This window comes from Glaciimonas sp. OK215 (assembly GCF_057787885.1).
This window is the reverse complement of the sequence record NZ_CM173544.1, coordinates 5,064,764-5,086,820: the sequence shown is the minus strand read 5'-3', so window position 1 is coordinate 5,086,820 and position 22,057 is coordinate 5,064,764. Positions and strand designations below refer to the sequence as shown.

Below are 22,057 nucleotides of genomic sequence, written 5' to 3'. Positions count from 1 at the left end.
TCTACAGTGAATCGGGGATTGTGTTTGCAAGCAGCGCAGCGTACCGAATTACTGCGACCCGCTTAACCCACCACGGAGCGCCGAGGGGTTGCTGTTGAAGTTGCTGTTGATCTTCCGCATTGAGACGCTGCCAGTTGGCTCATTTGGGGACCCTCCCAACGGGAGGGCAGTGGCTTTGCGGTCGCCTTCTTTTGGTTACTTTTCTTGGCGAAGCAAGAAAAGTGACTGGCTGCCGGGCCACCCCCGGCTTGCTTCCACGGAGCAGCTACCGTTTTAGTTACGCGACGACCGAACTGCTCTTGGCGAAGCAAGAAAAGTGACTGGCTGCCGGGCCGCCCCCGGCTTGCTTCCACGGAGTATCAACCGTATTAGATACGCAACGACCGAACTGCTGAGAGCGCATAACTACCACGGAGCGCCGAGGGGGCCTTCGAATTACGTCAATACAGTTCCTAACTCTGCCAACAGCGCCTGCCGCACCTTCGCCTCCTGCGGCGCCACCCCAAAACCAACCATCACGCCTTGCGCGTCCAGGAACCGGCAAATGGTGCGTGCGCCATCTTGCTCGGTTTCCCAGCGCCCGCCTTCGATGGCGTGGCGCGGCGGCGGGACCAGTGCCAGCGGGTAGCTTGGCGTCTTGACGATCACCGGAGCGTCTTTCAAGTCAATCCGGGTATGTTCGCCGGTGAGTGTTTTGGCGATGGCGCGGGCGGCGCTCATGATTGGTGCGATATACGGCAGGGGCCCGGTGCGGCCTTGGTCGTCCAGCCGGTATTCGGCGCAATCGCCTAGCGCGTAGACATCTTCGACGCTGGTGCGGCCGTGTGCATCGACCAGAATGCCGCGTTCGGTTTTCAGCTGCGCAGCTTGTGCCAGGCGCAAGTCGGGGCGTAAGCCAACCGCCGACAGGACCAGATCGACGGTGAGTGTCGCACCATTTGCCAGCGTGATTTTCAGCGCATCGCCGGCATGCTCGATCCGGCTGGCGGTAGTGCCCAAATGCAGGCTGATGCCGCGCGAGATCAATGCCTGCTGCAGGCCTTGCGAGAGTGCCGGTGCGGCGAGGGCCGCCAACGGCAATGAATTCGGATCGATCAGCGTGACAGCGTGGCCGTGTGCCGCCAGATCGTCGGCGAATTCGCAGCCAATCAGACCCGCGCCGAGAATCGCGACGCGTGCCGATGCGCGTTGTTCCGGCAGTAGCCTGGCACGGAATGAGGCATAGTCGGCGATGTGATTGACCGACAGCACGGTAGCGCTGGCATCGCCGTCGATGTCGAGCCGAATTGGCTGGGCGCCGACGGCCAGCACCAGTTTTTCGTATTCGAACGCACCGGCGCTGGTGTCGAGAGTCCTGGCTGCGGTATCGATGTTATTGACGCGGACGCCAGTCAGAATGTTGGCCTGCAGTTGCTCTGCCATTTGCGCCGAATTCTGCGTAATCAGCTGCGCAGCCAATTTCTTTTGCGCGAAAGCATTCGACAACATCGGTTTTGAATAGTAGCCGCCCTCGTCCGCAGTGATGATTGACAGCGGAATGGCCTTGTCCAGTTTGCGCACCTCGCGCGCCAGAGTGTAAGCGGCCATGCCTGCGCCGATGATGATGATGGGTTTCATGTGGCGTTCCTGAACGTTTCGATTAGGCGTGATGATAATGCGGATCGGGCTGCAAAATCCAATTCGCCCGGTCAACATTTTGCGTCGTTGTCAACTTCATGCGTTGGGCATCGCAAGCGCCACCCAGGCTAGCTGATGTCTGTTCGACAACGCGCAAGCGGATTCTTATATTTCCACCATTTCAAAGTCGGCTTTAGCGACGCCGCAATCGGGGCATTCCCAGCTTGCCGGAACGTCTGCCCATTTGGTACCGGGAGCGATGCCGTCTTCCGGCCAGCCTGCGGTTTCGTCATAAATCAGGCCGCATACGATGCATTGGTAAGTTTTCATTTGTATCTTTCAATTCTGTGTTGTTAAACAAGACTGCTTTTACAGCCGATGTGAACGTGTTGTTCGCTGATGCCGCGCGAGACTCAGTCGCAGGGCGAGCTTGAACCTTACAGTGGCGTTCGCGCCCATTGACGGCAGCCGCCTGCGTTATGCGGCGTTGAGTGCATCCAGCGCGTCGCGGTAATGATTGGCGTGACGCTCTTCGACCTTGGCCAATGCGGCGAAACGCTTGGCGGCTTTTTCCAGCGTGCGTTTGAAGTTTTCCGCATGCTCCCTGGATTCGGCGATTTGTTCATCAAATTCGGCAACGGCGGCCTGGTTGCCTTCTTCCACTGCCAGATGGCGGAAGGTCGGATACATCTCGGTGTATTCGTAGGTTTCACCTTCGATCGCGATTTCCAGCGCTTTGGCCGGGGTCATTTGCGCCTTTGGATACAGCAGGTCGAGGTGACCGAAGGCGTGCATCACTTCCTGGTCGGCAGTGTCTTCAAAAATCCTGGCGACGTCGTCAGCACCGGCTTCACGTGCCAGCTTGGCGAAATAGCGGTATTTGATATGCGCCATCGATTCGCCCGCGAACGCGGCTTCGAGGTTGGCGATGGTGACGGATTTGTTTGCAGTATCTTGGGTTGCCATGGTGTTTCTCCGGTTGGATCAATGCGGGAAGGGATTTAATTTTGCAATTGCGATAGGTGTAATGATAGATATTATTTATTGATGCGACAAATTGATTAACTTTATCAAGTTGATAGGCGTTTGCTTTTGAGGCGGCGATGTCGATAGATTTCTGCTCAGAAGGTACTTCTACGTGTTAGTCCTCATACCAAAAACGCATAAGTGAAGGCATCCAGTCTGCTAAAATTGCCGTCTTTCACTTGATAAATTTGGGGACAGCAGCGTATGGATTCGATGATCGATAAAAAAGAAGAACTCCGTCAGCAATTGCGCCAGGCTGCGCTCGAATATCACGAGTTCCCGACGCCGGGCAAGATCAGTGTTACCGCTACCAAGTCCTTGACCACGCAGCGCGATCTGGCGCTCGCGTATTCGCCCGGTGTTGCCGCAGCCTGCGAAGAAATCGTCGCCGACCCTGCCAACGCCTTCCGCTACACAGCGCGCGGCAATCTGGTCGCCGTCATCACCAACGGCACTGCTGTGCTGGGCCTGGGCAACATCGGTCCGCTGGCATCCAAGCCGGTGATGGAAGGCAAGGGCGTTCTGTTCAAGAAATTCGCCGGTATCGATGTGTTCGATATCGAAATCAACGAAACCGATCCAGACAAACTGTGCGACATCATCGCCTCGCTGGAACCGACTTTCGGCGGTATCAACCTGGAAGACATCAAGGCCCCCGAGTGTTTTGAAATCGAACGCAAATTGCGTGACCGCATGAAGATTCCGGTCTTTCACGACGACCAGCACGGCACCGCGATCATCGTCGGCGCAGCAATTCTGAATGGCCTGAAAGTGGTCGGCAAAGACATCAAGCGTTGCAAGATGGTGGTGTCCGGCGCAGGCGCTGCGGCGCTGGCCTGTCTCGACCTGATCGTCGATCTCGGCTTCCCGATTGAAAATATTTTCGTCACCGATCTGGCGGGCGTGGTCTACGAAGGCCGGGTCGAGCTGATGGATCCGGACAAGCTGCGCTTCGCGCGTAAAACCGAGGCACGCAAACTGGCCGACCTGATGCCGGGCGCCGACATTTTCCTTGGCCTGTCCGCCGGTGGCGTGCTCAAGCAAGACATGGTCAAGGCAATGGGACCAAAGCCGTTAGTCTTGGCATTGGCTAATCCGAATCCCGAAATCCTGCCGGAAGACGTCAAGGAAGTGCGCGATGACGTCATCATGGCAACCGGCCGCTCGGATTATCCGAACCAGGTTAACAACGTGTTGTGCTTTCCATACATTTTCCGCGGCGCACTCGATTGCGGCGCGACCACCATCACCCGCGAAATGGAAATCGCCGTGGTGCATGCCATTGCAGACCTGGCGCAAGCCGAGCAGTCGGACGTGGTGGCCGCGACCTATGGCATCCCGAATATGTGCTTCGGTCCGGACTACATTATTCCCAAGCCGTTCGATCCGCGTCTGATGATCAAGATTGCGCCGGCGGTGGCAAAAGCCGCTGAAGCGTCCGGCGTCGCTTCGCGTCCGATCAAGGATATGGAAGCCTATACCGGCCGCCTGCAGCAGTTCGTGTATCACAGCGGTACCTTCATGCGTCCGCTGTTTCAGATTGCCAAGAAAGCACCGATTGAGAGCAAGCGGATTGTCTTTGCCGAAGGCGAAGAAGAGCGCGTCCTGCGTGCCGTCCAAATCGTCGTCGATGAAAATCTGGCGCGGCCGATTCTCGTCGGTCGTCCGGCGGTTCTGCAGCAACGCATCGAACGGTTTGGTTTGCGCCTGAAAGTCGATGTCGACTTTGAAGTGATCAATCCCGACTTTGACGAGCGCTATCGCGATTACTGGCAGACTTTCCTGGCAATGACCAAGCGTCATGGTGTGACCGAGCAATACGCGAAACTCGAAATGCGTCGCCGCCACACGCTGATCGGTTCGATGGCGATCCATAAAGGCCATGCCGACGGCATGATTTGCGGCACTTACGGTACCCACGACCTGCATTTGACTTACATCGACAAAGTGCTGGGTCGGCGTGAAGGCGTCAACGTGTATGCGGCGATGAATGCATTGATTCTGTCGGATCGTCAATTGGTGATCGTCGATACCCACGTCAATGAAAATCCGACAGCCGAACAACTGGCGGAGATCACCATTCTGGCGGCGGAGGAAATGCAGCGCTTCGGTTTGAAGCCGCACGCAGCGTTGCTGTCGCACTCCAACTTCGGCTCCAGCAACAGCGAGTCGGCGCAAAAAATGCGCAAGGCGCTGGCAATTGTGCAGCAGCGTGCGCCGGACCTGGAAATCGACGGTGAAATGCATGGCGATACCGCCCTGACTTCCAGTTTGCTGAAGAAAGTGATGCCGGACTCGCCATTGAAAGCCGAAGCGAATCTGGTGGTGATGCCGAATATCGACGCCGCCAACATTGCCTACAACCTGCTCAAGACGACTTCCGGTCACGGCGTTGCGGTTGGCCCGATCCTGCTGGGTTGCGCCAAGCCGGTCCACATCCTGACGCCATCGGCAACGGTGCGCCGTATCGTGAACATGACGGCGTTGTGTGTAGTGGACGCGATTTCGGAGCGTTGATAGCAGCCACGCTCTGCGTGCAGTAAGCGTTAAAAGTAGTCTTGGACGGGCCCGGTCTTTTCGCGAATTGCTCTGCGGAAAACCGGGCCCGTTTGTTTCTGAATGGAATATCGAAGGTAATATCGTTACTGGCCGAATGTAAATGTGCAGTTTCTCAAAACAGCCACATAATTTACAACATCAGGAGATGATGCGATGTCAGAGTATCCGAAGAGTCCGTTAATGGGCCAGATGATGAGTCAGCCGCTACTCATCTCCAGCATTATCCAGCATGCAGACCGGCATTTTGGCGACAACCAGATCGTCTCGCGCCGCGTCGAGGGCGATATCCACCGTTATACCTACCGCGATTGTCATCGACGGGCGCGGCGGCTGGCGCAAGCGCTGACCTTGCTCGGCGTGAAGATGGGGGAGCGTGTCGCCACGCTGGCGTGGAACGGCTATCGCCATATGGAGGCGTATTACGGCATATCCGGCTCGGGCGCCGTATTGCATACGATCAATCCGCGTCTGCATCCTGAGTTGATCGCTTACATCGCCAATCACGCCGAAGATCAATATCTGCTGTTTGACGCCTGCTTCCTGACGATCGTCGAAGCGCTGGCGCCGCTGGCCAGGACCATCAAAGGCTACGTCGTCCTGTGCGATCGCGAGCACATGCCGCAACAACACAAACTCCCCAATCTGCGGTGCTACGAGGAGCTGCTGGAAGCCGGTTCCGACGACTACCTATGGCCGTTGTTCGATGAAAATTCGGCCTCCAGTCTGTGCTATACCTCCGGCACCACCGGCAATCCGAAAGGAGCGCTGTATTCGCATCGCTCGACCTTGCTGCATTCGTACGCGTCGACCATGCCGGATAGCCTGAACGTGTCCGGCCGCGATACGGTGTTGCCGGTGGTGCCGATGTTCCATGTGAATGCCTGGGGTTTGCCCTACGCGGTTGCGCTGACCGGCGCAAAGATGGTATTTCCCGGTCCGGGGCTGGATGGGCAGTCGCTGTTTGAATTGTTCGAGCAGGAGAGGGTGACTTTTTCCGCCGGTGTGCCGACCGTCTGGCTTGGATTGCTGACGTACATGGGACAGAACAAGCGCAAGTTTTCGACCTTGAAACGCACCGTCATCGGCGGCGCAGCATGTCCACCGGCGCTGATGAAAACGCTGCGCAGTGAATATGGGATAGAAGTCGTGCATGCCTGGGGCATGACCGAAATGTCGCCGCTGGGGACCAGCTGCACGCTGCAAACCAAACATTTGTCGCTGCCGGTGGCGCAGCAGGATGCGATCCTGCAAAAGCAGGGGCACGTGATCTATGGCGTCGACATGAAGATCGTCGATGATGATGGCAAAACCTTGCCCTGGGACGGGTCGACCTACGGCAACCTGCTGGTCAAAGGGCCGTGGGTCATCGATGCGTATTATAAAAACGAAGGCGGCGATGTATTGCAGGATGGCTGGTTCCCGACCGGGGACGTGGCGACGATAGACCGCGATGGCTACATGCAGATCACCGACCGCAGCAAGGACGTGATCAAATCCGGTGGCGAGTGGATCGGCAGCATCGATCTGGAGAATATCGCGATGGCGCATCCTGCCGTGCAAATCGCCGCCTGCATCGGCGTCAGGCATCCGAAATGGGACGAGCGACCGTTGCTGCTGGTGGTCAGGAAACCGGGAGCGGAGGTGACGAAGGAAGCGTTGCTCGCGTTTTACGAAGGCAAGATCGCCAAGTGGTGGACGCCGGATGATGCGGTCTTTGTCGATGCGTTGCCGCTCGGCGCCACCGGCAAGATGTTGAAGAATAAATTGCGTGAGCAATTCAAGGATTACCAGTTGCCGACTGTCTGACCCTGTAGCGCTGCATCAACTATGGTCGTCCTTGTTTTCTTGCCGCTTGAGCGGCACCCGTCCGGTTTGCACGCGGCTTGAAGCGCGGTCGCAGTGGCCGGGTTGATCGTCGAAGAACATATGCGGCTTGAACGCAGCCAGCACGTCCGACTTGGCGACGCCGCCCATGAAAAAGGTTTCGTCGATGGTGACATTCCAGGCGCGCAAGGTGCGGATCACGCGTTCGTGTGCGGGTGACGAGCGGGCGGTCACCAGCGCGGTACGGATCGGCGCGGCGCGTCCATCGGCATTCTTGAAATTGCCCTGAATATACGACAAGGCCATCAGCAGCCGTGCGAACGGGCCTTCAGGCAGCGGCTTCAATGCATTTTCACGCTCGTGATGTTCAAAAGCCTCGATACCTTCGGCCTGAAAAATCTGCTCTGATTCGTCTGAAAAAATCACCGCATCACCGTCGAAGGCGATACGGATTTGATCCAGTTCTTCGATGGCGCGGTTGGCATTCTGATGGGTCGGCATTTGATACAGCAACGCCGCCGCGGTATCAGAATTGATTGCCGCCTGCACGTCGTCTTCATGCAACGACAAAAACAGACTGACATTGAAGGCATGCAGGTACGGCGCTAACGATGCGCCGCCCGACAGCACTGCCCGCGTGATATCGAGTTCATAGTGCTTGATCGAGTTAAAGATGCGCATCGAGGTCTCGGTCGAATTGCGCGACATGATGACCACTTCAACCAGGCGCTGCATTTGCCCCGATGCGGGCGTCAGTCGGTTCAGCTTAAGCAGCGCCCGCACCAGGGCATACGCGGCGCCCGGTTTGAGGATCTGGTTTTCGTTGCGCAGTTGATGCTGTTGATAGGCCTCCAGCCCTTGCGTGCGGAAAATCGCTTCTTCCGCTTCCAGGTCAAATAGTGCGCGGGACGAAATACCGATGACGAGCAGCTTGTCGAGGGAAACGGGCATGGTGGGCGGGCGGGCAGCGAGAGTGAAGTACGATGCTCATTATAGACGGCTATCCGGGGCGCCAAGGATGACAAGCGTTGGCGTCTCATGTTGGAGGCCAGCGCCGCAGATCTTCATTATTCCTTGAACCTGAATTGGTAACGCAGATTCATCATTGATGCCGACGCTGAAAATGTCGAAGCGATCATGAAATTCAAGAACTGTTAGCATGTTCTTCAATCCAATCAACACAACAAATGACGAAAGCCAATCAGCATGATGCACAAACCGGCAATGAAACACCTTTTTATTGCGCTATTGAGCGTGTCGATTCTCGCCGGCTGCGCAGGGTACGCGCCTGAACCCGGCAGGGGGCCGGTGGTGGAAACGTACGGGATTATCGACACTGGACATACATTTCAATCTCATTGAAGCGGATTGCTCTCTTTAAAAGAATGTCGAACTTTCAGCGACATTATCCGACTTGCCGGATCGCCTGCGTCACCCTCATTCGGAATGCGTACTGTCACCCGGAAGGGGCGCGGCCGTTGCACCATATGGGCCGGATATCGTCTCTATCGCAGCGGAAATTGTTTGGATTCGCGCATCCGGTCAGCAGGGAACACAATGCAAAGATGACGAATGCTGTTTTCATGGATTCGACCTATGTATTTGGTTCCGATGCATTGTGCGTGGGCGTATCAGGCGGTAGCAATCAAATTTCAACAGAGGCTCCTAGTAATCTCACGTTCTCTTAGGCATGTTTTGATGTTTCCAAACTGCGGCCTCCAGCCTGCTCGTCAGGTTCAGTTTCCGCAGCAGGTTCTTGATGTGGACCTTCACGGTCATATCGCTGATGCCAAGATAACGTCCGATGGTTTTGTTGTTCATGCCATTGGCGAGGCATTCCAGGATTTCATGCTCGCGCTCGGTAAGCGCCGCATCGCTGGTAATTTTTTTCACGACAGGTTCCAGCAATGCATTTTTCAGCACCTCCGTCAAGCTGTCCTGTAATACCGTGAAGCCGGTTGACGCCTTGAGAAGATTGGTGCACAGATCCTCGGGTTCCATATCCTTCAGCAGATAGCCGTCGGCACCGGCACGCAATGCCTCCAGCAAGTCGTCCTCGGCATCGGATACCGTAAGCACGATATAACGCGCCTTGATCGTCGTCGCCTTGAATCTGCGCAATGTCTCCAGTCCGTTCATGCCCTTCATGTGGAGGTCGATCAGTACCATGTCGGGCAATATTTCCTGCGCCAGATCCAACCCCTCCTGACCGGATGCAGCTTCGCCCACGATCTCGAAATTCGGATCAATGGAAATGATCTGTCTCACCCCTTTGCGAAAAAGGGCATGATCATCGATCAATAAAACTTTAATTTTCTCTTTCATGAATTTCCACCATCCAAAGCCACTTATTGATCCATCTTGGGATTAAACACCAGCCTTACTCGTGTACCGCCCTTCGGCTTACGTAGCACCTCGATCTTTCCTCCAAGGCTGCTCGCACGTTCTTTCATGATGGTCTGGCCGTAGTGATGGGGCTCTTCACTTGTGAAAGCGTATCCCACTCCATCATCATCGATCGTCACCATGATCATTCCATTGACCTGGAATGCCATCGCGATTGTCACATTTTTCGCGCCGGAATGTCTCACGATATTCGATAATGCTTCTCGCACCACGTGGAGGACATGAAGCTCCTCATTCACCATCAGCCGGCAATTCAGTAACCGATTATCGAGCGTAATCGATAAACCCGATCGCTGCGTGAATTCATCGATAGCCGACTGGATCGAGAAGCGAAGTCCTCTTATATCCATGTTAACCCGGAAAGTCGCAAGCAACTCCCGCAGTTCCCGATAAGCATTGTCCAGGCCTTCCCGCAGATCATTCACAATGTCATGGATCGCGGCCTCAGGCACGCCTTCCATACCAAAATTCGACTGGAGTCGGGCGATCTGTATTTTCATGAACGACAGCGACTGCGCCAGGGAGTCATGCAATTCTCGGGCAATCGCCGATCGTTCTTCGAGCAAAGCGACACGCCGCCCTTCCTGCTCGCGGCTATGCGACCCCATGGCCATCGATAACAGTTGTGCAGTCACTTCAACGAGCTGTATCTCCGCATCCTCGAACAGGCGAGCTTCATCCGCCTCGATCTTGAGTACCCCTAACTCTCCGGAGGGACTGGAGAAAGCCACCGCCAGGCATCGTATTGGTACACCTTCGGTACTCAGTGAAAAAAAGTTGACGGCCGAGGTCGAACCAATCAGTCCATCAAATAGCTCCTCCTGAAATGCCGCGGGCAAGTGGTGAGAAAAAAGCGCTCGGCCGTAAAAAATGGGTGAGTCGTTTTCGGTAAAAATCAAGGCGACGTTATTGACATTCAGCGCTTTCTCGAGCGAGTACAGCGCCTTGCGCAAGGTCATCTCGTTCAGGGTCGAGTGGTTGATCAATCCGATAAATTTGAAGAGAAAATCCTGCGAGCGGATCATGCGCCTGATCCTTTCGCTGCTGGTCTGGTTGATCCACTCCGTTTCCGCCTTGATACCTTCCAGACGTGCCGAGATTTCGTATGCCATATGCTCCAGGCGGGTAAATTCATCCGCATCGGCATGACCCCTCGTGGGCGCGCCCCCCTCTGAATCGAGCGACATCAGGCGGTCGAGACGATCCACCAGAATCCGCCTGGCACCCAGTGCGATCGTCGCCAGGCAACTCAGTATCAGCACCATGCTGACCAGTTGCAGCAGCGAAATGACCGATTGCTTGATCTCTATATCACTTTGCAAGGCGTTGGCAAGAGGCTCATAAGCTAGCACCACCAATTTCGCCAGACGCAATCTTTCCTTCATGGGTAAGCGATTCGCGCAGGCGTATTCGAAATCAGCCTGGGCGCTCTTCAGGTGCTTCAGCGCTTGAGCACCTGTCTTGTCATCCTTTTCCATCAACCAGACAAACATGGGATCGTCGGTACTGAAATAGTCGTTTCTCAGCGACTCGATCACCTCCTGAGCTTCGGCAGGCCGCATCCCGTCCGCCGTGTCGACCCCATGTCTCCAGAGAAGCTTATGTTGGTAGATGTTCTGGATAGAGGATTGATTATGTGGAATATAATCCATCAGATACAGTGAACCCGCCTGCATCAATACGACCAGGAATGCAACGCATAGCAACAGTGCCACGAGCCGGATATAGAGCGTGTGTCGCCGAAGCAGGCTGTTGATATCAGTCAGCACATGGCAGACTTTGAATAGTCGGGGATTCAGAATACGATTCCGGTTCATAAGCATCATGGCAAGTGTTCAAGGTACAAGCAAATGAGCCTATATGTTTTCAGCACGCTTGTGTTAAGCGTTATTTTCATGCTCGTGCTCGGCACATGGTGGGACGGAAACGCCCCTTTCAAAATATATCTCGCTGCGCTTGCTGTGATCTTGGCCACCATGCTGTCCGCCACCCTGCTGATCGCCATTTATCCCATCCTGGGCGTCCGCTCGGGGCGCAGCCGAAAAGAGCCCGGTTTCGACAATCTTACATGGGGCCGGAATGTTTCCAGCGGCCTTTCCACGCCTGCGGCTGTGCTGAATGGCTATATCGTCACCTTCGCCAATAAGGCGTTCCTCGACGAACTCGGCATGATGGGAATGAGCGACCAGATCATAGGCATGCCGTTCACCAACCTTGTGCATCCAGCCGATCACCGACGCCTCGCCAGCCTCGTTGCCGGAACCTCGCAGGACGGTGAAGCAAACGGGATGACCATATTACGCTTCCTCCATTCGGATGGAACGATATTGCCTGTACAGGCTTCCCTGTCTCCTTTGCGGGAAGAGGGAAACCCGGATCTCAATCTCCTGCAACTCTCGCCGGCGTTTTCGCTAGAACTAAGCAGTAGCAATTTCGATGACCGGGCCGATTATCACCTGCTGATCGACCAGATCGAACAAATCGTGTTCCAGGTGAACACAGCAACGGAAATCATATTCCTCAATCCCTCCTGGGAACATTTACTGGACCATAAGGTTGAAGACAGCCTACGCAAGCCGTTGCTCGCCTTCATCCATCCCGAAGACAAGCCTCTTGTAGAAGCGCAACTCAACTCGGTGACGCAAGGCAAACGTACAAGATGCCAGTTCGAGACTCGCCTGATCGCCAGAAATGGTGATTCCCATTGGGTCGACCTGCGCGCAAAAAACACCTCGACCTGCAAGGGCGAACGATCGAGCGTCATCGGCACACTGACTGACATTGGTCGCATGAAAATGATAGAAAGCAGCCTTCGCGCAAACCGCCGCTCCCTCAGCACCCTCATCAGCAACACACCTGGCATGATCTATCGCTGCAAGAACGACAAAAATTGGACTTTCGAATTCGTCAGCGATGGATGCCTGGAAGTCACTGGCTACGAACCCTACGAAATGGTCGAAAACCCCGACTTTTCCTACGCTACGACAATTCATCCAGACGATAGGCTACGCACGTGGGGCTGTGTCCAGCAGCAGATTGCCAAACAGGAAAAATTCCAGTTGATTTACCGCATCATCAGCCGTTCCGGGAACGTCAAGTGGGTGTGGGAGCAAGGTAAAGGGGTCTATTCCAGCGCAGGAGAATTGCTCGCGCTGGAAGGATTCATCACCGATATCTCCCAAGGCGATGATGACGACAAGCTGTTTCAGCAGTTACTGCCAAAGACCGAGGTCGGCTTCCAGGTGGTTGAGGAAGGCGCGGACCGGCAGGGCACCCATCCATGACTTCAGCAGACCTGCTTCTCCCTCTACCCAGTTAGTAGTAACTACTATGGGCAATATACTTAGTTGCCCACATAGCTATCCTTCAACTCAGGATATCCACATCCACGCAGGCGACGTGCACAATCTACGCGTGATGACAGACAACATCCATAAATTCGGCGCATACGCCGGTGCCATTTCAGGAGACGCAATATGAGCACGATCAATCCAGATGTAGATATTGTAGGTATGTTGACCAAAGGAGCCGCAGGAGATGCGGTCCAGGATGGCGGGTTGCACCGAACAATAAGTTGGAAGGGGGCGTTCTGGGCGGCCAGTGGCGTTCCTGCTTTGGTGCTTTTCAATATCGGCGCCTTGTCATCCACCGTCGGTCAGCCAGCCTGGATACTTTGGATACTGTCGATACTAATGGGGTTTGCGCAATGTTTTACCTATGCGGAAATTGCTGGACTTTTTCCACATAAGTCAGGCGGGGCTTCTGTCTACGGTGCAATTGCCTGGGTGCGTTATAGCAAGTTTATCGCGCCAATTTCAGTATGGTGCAACTGGTTTGCCTGGTCACCGGTTCTGGCGCTGGGAACATCGCTGGCGGGTGGCTATATTCTGACCTCGCTGTTCCCGGCGGATGCGGCAATCAATACCTGGTCGTTGACCTTGCTGCACCTTGACTTCGTCCAGCCGGGACTGGCATTAAGAGTTAACTCCATCGCTATCTTAGGTACCGTTCTGCTACTGATTTCATTTGCCATTCAGCATCACGGCATTTCCAAGGCGGCCAAAACCCAGATGATTCTCGGCGTGACTTCGTTGCTGCCACTGATACTCATCGGTATCGTTCCACTCGTAACAGGCGATATGCCCAGTACGCATTTCTTTCCGCTTTTGCCTTTGGCGCACGATGCTATCGGTCATGTGGTATTTGGCAGCTACAATTTGCCTGGCATAACGCTGATTGCCGGCGGTATGTTTATTGCTGCATGGTCAACTTATGGCTTTGAGACGGCGGTGTGTTACACCAGTGAATTCAAGGATCCGAAAAAAGATACATTTAAGGCGATTTTTTATTCAGGCTTGCTTTGTATCGCGGTATTCACACTGGTGCCATTGGCATTTCAGGGACATTTGGGTCTTGGCCAACTTGTCACTCCAGCCGTAGTCGATGCTTCTGGTGCTGTGACGACTCCGGCGGTGTATGGCGGCATGCTGGATCCGAGTTTGTATGACGGTACCGGAGTTGGCGTCGTTCTGGCAAAAATGGTCGGCGGCGGCGCTGTCATCACCAATGTCATCGTCGCCATGTTGGTATTGTCGCTGATGCTATCTGTCATGACCTCGATGATGGGTTCATCGCGTACGCTCTACCAAGGTTCCATTGACGGTTGGCTACCGAAGTATCTGTCGCACGTCAATGCGCATGGCGCACCTACCCATGCGATGTGGACCGATCTGATTTTCAATCTGGTGCTGCTGCTGATGTCCAACAACATCATGCTGCTGGCAATCGGTAACGTCGGATACCTCATCTTCAACTTCCTCAATCTGCAATCCGGTTGGATCCATCGTCTTGACCGTGGCAGTTGGACCCGTCCTTACAAGGCTAAAAACTGGCTGCTTGGTTTGGGCGCAGTGTTCGGGTTCGTGAATTTGGCCTTCATGGGCATGGGAGCTGATATCTGGGGGCCTGGCACGCTACGCAACGGGCTGATCTTTGCTGCGCTCATCGTGCCGGTTTTCCTGTATCGCCACTATGTACAGGATAAGGGCAAATTCCCGCAGGCCTTCGCCAAGGACATGCATTTGGATGACGGGGTCACGACGCACGGAGGCTGGCTGCCCTATGCGGCCCTGGCGCTGGGAGTTATCGTGGTTTGGGTGGCCCACAGCATTGCGGTGTTGCCCTGACATGTAAGGGATGCCGGTTCCCGGGTATTGGCCGTTGCATTGGCGAATGCTCAGGGATTACCAAATTCGATATGAATGGATGCCTGTATGGATTTCGAGGAATTAAAGCACTATCGGAAAGTGCAGGATGCCGCCCGCCATACGTTGGACAGTATCACTGAATTCATCAAACCCGGCGGCAGCGAGGCCGATCTCGTCAGCAAGTGTGACGAATTGCAGCGCAATGCCGGCGTTGACGGTTATTGGTATAGGTCTCTTCCAGCTCTGGTTCTGAGCGGTAACCGCACCACCTTGGCCATCTCGCGTACGCCATATGTTCCCGGCGATACGCCAATTCAAGAATATGATCTGGTGACTATCGACTTGAATCCGTCCATAGCCGGCTATTGCGGTGATTGTGCACGCACCTACTATATAGAAGGAGGGGTGGCGCGACGCTCACCACAGTTTGATGAGGATTTTCTTGCCGGTGCGCATGCACAAGAGCATCTGCATGCAAAATTAATGCAGGTCGCCCATGCGGAAATGACCTTTAACGATTTGTATCAAATCATGCGCGAAGAAATCGATCGCCTTGGCGTTGAACAACTGGACTATCTCGGTCACGGCGTTCAGAAAAATATGCAACACCTGGCGTTTATTGCTCCAGATGTGAAGCTCACTCTGGGAGCGGCTGGACTATTTACCCTCGAACCGCAAATCCGCCTGAAAGGTGGTTTTTTGGGGTTCAAGCATGAAAATATCTATTACTTCAAGGATTGTCGCTTACAGGAGTTATAGGCACGGATTTCCATCGTTTCAGCGTCTATGAGGAGTCGGATATGCCATATTCTTTTCCAGGCAATGATCAGTTCATAGCGACAATCGAACGGATCGAAAAACTGAATTCGGAAACCGTGTGCGTCCAGTTGTCCTGTCCGGAAATCAAGCACTACAAGGCCGGCCAGTATCTGCGGATATTTATCGATGAGCATACGGCAAGGAGCTATTCTCTCGCCAGCACGCCATATGTCGACAAAGAATTGCATTTGCATGTCCGCCGCAGTGCCGGCAGCGTTGTCAGCCGCTGGTTTCATGAAGAACTCGAAGTTGGCGATGCGATTCATGTCAGCCGGCCGCAGGGATTCTGTTACTACTTGCCTGCGAACCTTGATCAGCCCATGCTGATGATCGGCACCGGCTCGGGGCTGGCCCCGCTTTACGGCATGGCCCGTGACGCGTTGCGGCATGGGCATAGAGGCGATATTCATTTTTATCATGGGGTCAGGCATAGAGACGAGTTGTACCTGGTCGATCAGCTTCAGGCGCTCGCCCGGCTAAATCCCAATTTTCGCTATGTGCCCTGCGTTTCCCGGGGCGATGCTGCGCATGGTTGCCGCTCCGGCCGTGCGCTGGATATCGCGATGAGAGACACATGCCTGTCCGCTGAATGGTGCGTTTATTTGAGCGGCAATCCGAATATGGTGAACGATGCGTTCGAGGCGGCTACTGCGGCCGGCGTCGTAGCTGGGGCGATATTATCGGATCAACTTGCCAGCTAATGGGTGTCGGCATACGCATGTGCCGCCTTGGTTCCGACTTATGGCCTGTCCCGGGTACCTGTTTATTTTTTTCGAGAGCACATCATGTCTGAGCGCTATCCCATCATTGCCATTACCGGCTCGTCCGGCGCGGGTACCACCTCCGTTACCCGTACCTTTGAAAACATTTTTCGGCGCGAAAAAATCCAGTCGGTCATCGTTGAAGGAGACAGTTTTCATCGCTACGACCGCAAGGAAATGAAGGTCAGGCTTGCCGCGGCTGAAGAGACCGGCGATATGAATTTCAGTCATTTCGGTCCGGATACCAATCTGTTTGCTGAACTCGAAGCGCTGTTCCGCACCTATGGAGAGACCGGCACGGCCAAGCGTCGCAAATATCTGCACGACCCCGAAGAAGCAGCACCTTACAAACAAGAACCAGGAACCTTTACCCCCTGGGAGAATTTACCGGCGGATACCGATCTGCTGTTTTATGAAGGATTGCACGGCGGCGTGGTCAACGATACGGTCAATATCGCCCAGCATCCGGATCTGCTGATCGGGGTGGTGCCGGTGATCAATCTGGAGTGGATTCAAAAGCTGTGGCGCGACAAGTCCAAACGCGGCTATTCGACCGAGGCGGTCACCGATACCATCCTGCGCCGCATGCCGGATTATGTGAACACCATCTGTCCGCAGTTCTCGCACACCCATGTGAATTTTCAGCGCGTGCCCTGCGTGGATACCTCCAACCCGTTCATTGCCCGTGAGATACCGGCACCGGACGAGAGTTTTGTGGTGATTCGGTTCGCCAATCCGAAAGGCATTGATTTTCAGTATTTACGCAATATGGTGCATGACTCCTTCATGTCGCGCGCCAACACCATTGTCGTTCCCGGCGGGAAGATGGAATTGGCGATGCAACTGATCTTCACACCCTTCATCCTGCGCATGATGGAACGTAAAAAACGTGCCAGCAGCGTTCTTTGACAAAGGCAGTATTCAGAGTCCCTCCGGAAACCACGCTACACGGGCTGTAGCCGGATAAGGACTTGGCTTTCACTCTACCCAGTTAGTAGTAACTACTATGGGCAATATACTTAGTTGCCCACATAGCTATCCTTCAACTCAGGATATCCACATCCTATTTTGAAAGTTTTTTAACCTATGGGTACTTTTAATAACCTCTTATTGCCGCGTTTTCGCGTTTGCAACCCATTGATTTTAAAAGGGTGCATTTTTTAAAAACTGAGGTTTTTTTAGGTGGCCTTACCGGAGGACACGGCAATGGCAAGAGATCCGAAACATGACATCCTATTCGAACCCATCAAGGTAGGCCCATTAACTTTCCGCAACCGGTTTTACCAGGTGCCGCACTGCATCGGCGCCGGTTCCGATAAGCCAGGCTTCCAGGCAGCGCATCGCTCGATGAAGGCGGACGGCGGCTTTGCCGCCATCAACACCGAATACTGCTCGGTGCATCCTGAGTCCGACGATACCCATCGCTTGTCTGCCCGCCTGTGGGATGCAGGCGACGTGCACAATCTACGTGCGATGACAGACAATATCCATAAATTCGGCGCATATGCCGGTGCCGAACTTTGGTACGGAAGCGCACACGCGCCCAACATGGAGTCCCGATGTACGCCGCGTGGCGCTACACAGTACGCATCCGAGTTCGAGACGCTGACCTACTGCCAGGAAATGGATATAGATGAAATCGCCCGGGTACAGCAAATGTACGTCGATGCGGCTCTGCGCGCGCGCGATGCCGGCTTCGATCTTGTCTATGTATACGGTGCCGACTCCTACATTCCGCTGCAGTTCCTGTCGAGCTACTACAACAAACGCACCGACCGGTATGGCGGTTCTTTCGAAAACCGTGCCCGCTTCTGGGTTGAAACCATCGAGAAGGTGCGCCGTGCCGTGCCCAACGACATGGCCGTGGTCGTACGCTTTGCCGTCGATACCTTGCTGGGCAAGGATGGTGTGGAAGTTCAGGATGATGGGCTGAAGTTCATAGAGTTCGCTGACGACCTCGTCGACCTGTGGGACGTGAATTTGTGCGGTATCGCGGAATGGGGCGAGAACGCCACACCGTCACGTTACTATCAACAAGGACACCATCTGCACTGGACCCGATTCATCAAACAAGTCGCCAAGAAACCGGTACTGGGCGTAGGGCGCTACACCGATCCGGAAAAAATGTGCGAAGTGGTGACCAAAGGCTACGCCGACATCATCGGCATGGCACGACCTTCGATTGCCGACCCGTTCCTGCCGAAAAAGATTGAAGAAGGCCGGATCGAAGATATACGCGTATGCATGGGCTGCAATGTCTGTATCTCGCGCTGGGAAATTGGTGGACCGCCAATGATCTGCACCCAGAATGCGACCGCTGGCGAAGAATATCGCCGCGGCTGGCATCCGGAGAAGTTCGCCAGGAAGACCTCCGAAGATACCGTTCTCGTCGTCGGTGCAGGCCCCTCCGGTTCCGAGTGCGCCCGTGTACTGCTGGAACGCGGCTATACCACGCACTTGGTTGACGCTGCCGAAAAAATCGGCGGCCACCTCAATGACATCGCCACCGGACTTCCGGGTCTGGGCGAGTGGGCATATCACCGCGACTACCGCGAAATTCAGATCAACAAGCTGCTCAAGAAGAGCAAAGACTCGGTCCTGGCGCTGGGCCAGAAGCGCATGACGGCGGACGATGTGCTCAATTACGGCGCGGACAAGGTAGTCATCGCCACCGGCGGAGTCTGGAACACCGATGGCACCAACTGCATCTCGCATGCACCGATTCCAGGCGCAGACGCATCGCAGCCGGACCAACTCACGCCTGAGCAGGTTTTCGGCGGCAAGAAGCCGATTGGCAAGCGTGTCGTGGTGCTGAACTACGACACCTACTTCATGGCAATCAGCCTGGTCGAGAAACTGGCGATGCTTGGCCACGACGTGACACTCGTATCCGGCGTGCACGTAGCGGGCTACATGCACTTCACGTTGGAATACCCCAACGTCATGCGGCGCAACCATGAGCTCGGTATCGTCGAGTATCCCGATCACTACTGCCTGAGCATTGAAAAAGGCCGCATGCAGATCGAGAACAAATGGGGCGAAGGATACAAGGCCACCTATCGCGGCAAAGGAGTGCATCCGCGTAACCCGAACACCTCGCAAGAATGGCTTGAGTTCGACTCCGTCGTGCTGGTGACAGGCCGTCATTCCGAAGACAAGCTGTACCGCGAACTCAAGCAACGCAAGTCCGAGTGGGAGAAGAACGGCATCAAGGCAGTGTATGTCATCGGCGATGCGGAAGCGCCGCGCCTGATCGCCGACGCCACCTTCACCGGTCATCGCCTGGCGCGCGAAATCGAGGAAGCCGAGGCCCAGTACCCGCTGCCATACAAGCGTGAAGTGGCGGTCTGGGGCAAATCGCACATGCCCGGCGGTAACTTCGAAATCGAGTACAAGGTGTAGCAGCGCAGGGCGGTAATTTGGCATTCAACAAGGCCGGTGGCATTGTCTACACCGGCCTTTTTGTGATGCATCCATGCCGTTGACTGGAGCAGCGTGCCAGGCACAGTTAATACCTTAGTAGTAAGTCGTAAGGAGAATTGTTAGCCGCCCCCGCTGGATTGAGAATAAGACCGCACGCAACTCATTCAAATCGAACGGAGGAAAAACATGGCACGCGATCCAAAGCACGATATTCTATTTGAACCAATCCAGATTGGCCCCAAGACGTTGCGCAATCGTTTTTACCAGGTGCCGCATTGTATCGGCGCAGGTTCCGACAAACCCGGATTCCAGGCAGCGCATCGCTCCATGAAGGCCGAGGGCGGCTGGGCCGCGATGAACACCGAATATTGTTCCATCCATCCTGAATCCGACGACACGCATCGTCTCTCTGCTCGTATCTGGGATGAAGGCGATGTGCGTAATCTGCGCGCAATGACTGACGAAGTGCACAAGTATGGCGCCTTGGCTGGCGTTGAGCTTTGGTACGGCGGTGCCCATGCGCCGAATATGGAATCTCGCGCAACCCCCCGCGGCCCCAGTCAGTACGCATCGGAATTCGAAACGCTAAGTTACTGTAAAGAGATGGATCTGAGCGACATCGCTCAGGTACAACAATACTATGTCGATGCCGCCAAGCGATCACGCGACGCAGGCTTCGATATTGTCTATGTCTACGGCGCGCACTCCTACCTGCCGTTGCAGTTCCTCAACCCGTACTACAACAAGCGCACTGACAAATATGGCGGCTCACTGGAGAACCGCGCACGATTCTGGCTGGAAACACTGGAAAAAGTGAAGCACGCAGTGGGCGGCGAATGTGCCATCGCAACCCGCTTTGCAGTCGATACCGTGTATGGTCCGGGCCAGATCGAAGTGGAAGTGGACGGCATGAAGTTCATCGAGCTGGCTGACCCACTGCTCGATTTGTGGGATGTGGACGTAGGCGATATCGCCGAATGGGGCGAAGATGCAGGCCCGTCACGCTTTTACCAACAAGGCCACCAGGTGCCTTGGACCAAGTTCGTCAAACAGGTATCCAAGAAGCCGGTACTGGGTGTAGGCCGTTACACCGACCCGGAGAAAATGGTCGAAATCGTCACCAAGGGCTACGCCGATATTATCGGTTGCGCGCGGCCCTCCATCGCCGATCCATTCCTGCCCAAGAAAATTGAAGAAGGCCGGTATGACGATATCCGCGTTTGTATCGGTTGTAATGTATGCATTTCACGCTGGGAAATCGGCGGGCCGCCGATGATCTGCACGCAGAACGCGACCGCCGGCGAAGAGTATCGGCGCGGCTGGCACCCGGAGAAGTTCCGCAAGAGCAGCTCCAAGGACTCGGTGCTGGTGGTCGGCGCCGGCCCGTCCGGTTCGGAATGCGCGCGCGTGCTGATGGAAGAGGGCTATACCGTGCATTTGTACGACAGCGCGGAAAAGGTCGGCGGCCACCTCAACAGCTTGATGACGCTGCCGGGCCTGGGAGAGTGGGGCTATCACCGCGACTATCGCGAAGTCCAGCTCAACAAGCTGGTCAAGAAGAATAAAGAAAGTCAGATCGCTCTCGGCCAGAAGCGCTTGAGCGCCGAGGATGTATTGCAATATGGCGCGAACAAGGTGGTTATTGCAACAGGCTCTTCATGGAATACCGATGGCAACAACTGCCTGACGCATGAAGCCATTCCGGGTGCCGATGCTTCACTGCCGGATCAGCTCACTCCGGAGCAAGTGTTTGGAGGTAAGAAGAAAATCGGCAAGCGCGTGGTGATTCTGAATGCCGATACCTACTTCATGGCGCCAAGCCTTGCCGAAAAACTGGCAGCAGATGGCCACCAGGTGACTGTGGTGTCGGGCGTGCATCTCGCCAACTACATGCACTTCACACTTGAGTATCCGAACATGATGCGTCGTTTGCACGAGTTGCACGTGGAGGAGCTAGGCGACCATTTCTGTTCGAAAATAGAACGCGGCCGCCTTGAAATCTACAACATCTGGGGTGATGGTTCGAAACGTACCTATCGCGGCCCCGGCGTTTCCCCGCGCGATGCCAACACAAGCCATCGCTGGCTTGAGTTTGATTCGCTGATTCTGGTCACTGGCCGTCATTCGGAATGCAGTCTGTATAACGCGCTGAAAGGTCGTGAAGCGGAATGGGCCAAAAACGACATCAAGGGTATTTACCTGATTGGGGACGCTGAAGCACCTCGCCTGATTGCCGATGCGACCTTCACCGGTCACCGTGTGGCCCGTGAGATTGAAGAGGCGAATCCGCAAATCGCTCTGCCTTACAAGCGTGAAGTAGCTGTATGGGGTGTTCCACACATGCCGGAGGGACAATTCAAAATCGAATACAAGGTTTAGGAAGCTCTGATTAAGCTACTGCGCGATCCAATTTCA

15 protein-coding genes are annotated in these 22,057 nt (G+C 54.9%); 9 read left to right on the top strand and 6 right to left on the bottom strand.

All coding sequences use genetic code 11. The annotated features are described in order from the left end of the window. Positions 1-435: 435 nt before the first annotated feature. The 3 genes from AC3CHX_RS23450 to AC3CHX_RS23440 form a co-directional block, all read right to left on the bottom strand. Positions 436-1,617, bottom strand: coding sequence for an FAD-dependent oxidoreductase (locus tag AC3CHX_RS23450; protein WP_488630380.1), 1,182 nt, complete (start codon positions 1,615-1,617; stop codon positions 436-438). Between the two features lie 165 nt (positions 1,618-1,782). Next, complete coding sequence (locus tag AC3CHX_RS23445) at positions 1,783-1,947, bottom strand: rubredoxin (protein ID WP_488630379.1); 165 nt, start codon at positions 1,945-1,947, stop codon at positions 1,783-1,785. A gap of 147 nt (positions 1,948-2,094) precedes the next feature. Continuing rightward, a complete protein-coding gene (locus AC3CHX_RS23440) occupies positions 2,095-2,583 on the bottom strand; it encodes a rubrerythrin family protein (protein WP_488630378.1) in 489 nt (162 codons plus the stop codon). Positions 2,584-2,847: 264 nt separating this feature from the next. Between AC3CHX_RS23440 and AC3CHX_RS23435 the strand changes: the two genes are divergently transcribed. Beyond that, on the top strand, positions 2,848-5,160 hold the full coding sequence (locus AC3CHX_RS23435; RefSeq protein ID WP_488630377.1) for an NADP-dependent malic enzyme: 2,313 nt from the start codon (positions 2,848-2,850) through the stop codon (positions 5,158-5,160). Between the two features lie 195 nt (positions 5,161-5,355). Beyond that, positions 5,356-7,008, top strand: a complete 1,653-nt coding sequence (locus tag AC3CHX_RS23430) for a 3-(methylthio)propionyl-CoA ligase (protein WP_488630376.1) — start codon at positions 5,356-5,358, stop codon at positions 7,006-7,008. Positions 7,009-7,023: 15 nt separating this feature from the next. On the opposite strand, the gene AC3CHX_RS23425 is transcribed toward AC3CHX_RS23430, so the two are convergent. The 3 genes from AC3CHX_RS23425 to AC3CHX_RS23415 all read right to left on the bottom strand — a co-directional run bounded on the left by AC3CHX_RS23425 (position 7,024) and on the right by AC3CHX_RS23415 (position 11,258). Then, positions 7,024-7,977: a 5'-nucleotidase gene (locus AC3CHX_RS23425; protein ID WP_488630375.1), complete on the bottom strand. Its 954-nt coding sequence runs from the start codon at positions 7,975-7,977 to the stop codon at positions 7,024-7,026. Positions 7,978-8,700: 723 nt separating this feature from the next. Beyond that, positions 8,701-9,351 carry a two-component system response regulator NarL gene (narL, locus tag AC3CHX_RS23420; protein ID WP_488630374.1) on the bottom strand — a complete coding sequence of 217 codons (651 nt, stop codon included), beginning with the start codon at positions 9,349-9,351 and terminating at the stop codon, positions 8,701-8,703. A gap of 23 nt (positions 9,352-9,374) precedes the next feature. Continuing rightward, complete coding sequence (locus AC3CHX_RS23415; protein WP_488630373.1) at positions 9,375-11,258, bottom strand: histidine kinase; 1,884 nt, start codon at positions 11,256-11,258, stop codon at positions 9,375-9,377. 24 nt (positions 11,259-11,282) lie between these two features. Between AC3CHX_RS23415 and AC3CHX_RS23410 the strand changes: the two genes are divergently transcribed. From AC3CHX_RS23410 to AC3CHX_RS23380, 7 genes are all read left to right on the top strand, one after another. Further along, entirely contained in the window at positions 11,283-12,716 is a 1,434-nt protein-coding gene (locus tag AC3CHX_RS23410) for a PAS domain-containing protein (RefSeq protein ID WP_488630372.1), read from the top strand. 228 nt (positions 12,717-12,944) lie between these two features. Continuing rightward, entirely contained in the window at positions 12,945-14,618 is a 1,674-nt protein-coding gene (locus AC3CHX_RS23405) for an APC family permease (RefSeq protein WP_488644909.1), read from the top strand. An 87-nt stretch (positions 14,619-14,705) separates the two neighbouring features. Beyond that, positions 14,706-15,398, top strand: a complete 693-nt coding sequence (locus AC3CHX_RS23400; RefSeq protein WP_488630371.1) for a M24 family metallopeptidase — start codon at positions 14,706-14,708, stop codon at positions 15,396-15,398. 41 nt (positions 15,399-15,439) lie between these two features. Further along, the gene (locus AC3CHX_RS23395; protein ID WP_488630370.1) at positions 15,440-16,159 is read left to right on the top strand and encodes an FAD-binding oxidoreductase; all 720 of its coding nucleotides are present in this window, start codon (positions 15,440-15,442) and stop codon (positions 16,157-16,159) included. Between the two features lie 84 nt (positions 16,160-16,243). Beyond that, complete coding sequence (locus AC3CHX_RS23390) at positions 16,244-17,128, top strand: phosphoribulokinase (RefSeq protein ID WP_488630369.1); 885 nt, start codon at positions 16,244-16,246, stop codon at positions 17,126-17,128. 297 nt (positions 17,129-17,425) lie between these two features. Further along, positions 17,426-19,621: an oxidoreductase gene (locus AC3CHX_RS23385; protein ID WP_488630368.1), complete on the top strand. Its 2,196-nt coding sequence runs from the start codon at positions 17,426-17,428 to the stop codon at positions 19,619-19,621. 207 nt (positions 19,622-19,828) lie between these two features. Beyond that, positions 19,829-22,021, top strand: coding sequence for an oxidoreductase (locus AC3CHX_RS23380; RefSeq protein WP_488630367.1), 2,193 nt, complete (start codon positions 19,829-19,831; stop codon positions 22,019-22,021). Positions 22,022-22,057: the final 36 nt, after the last annotated feature.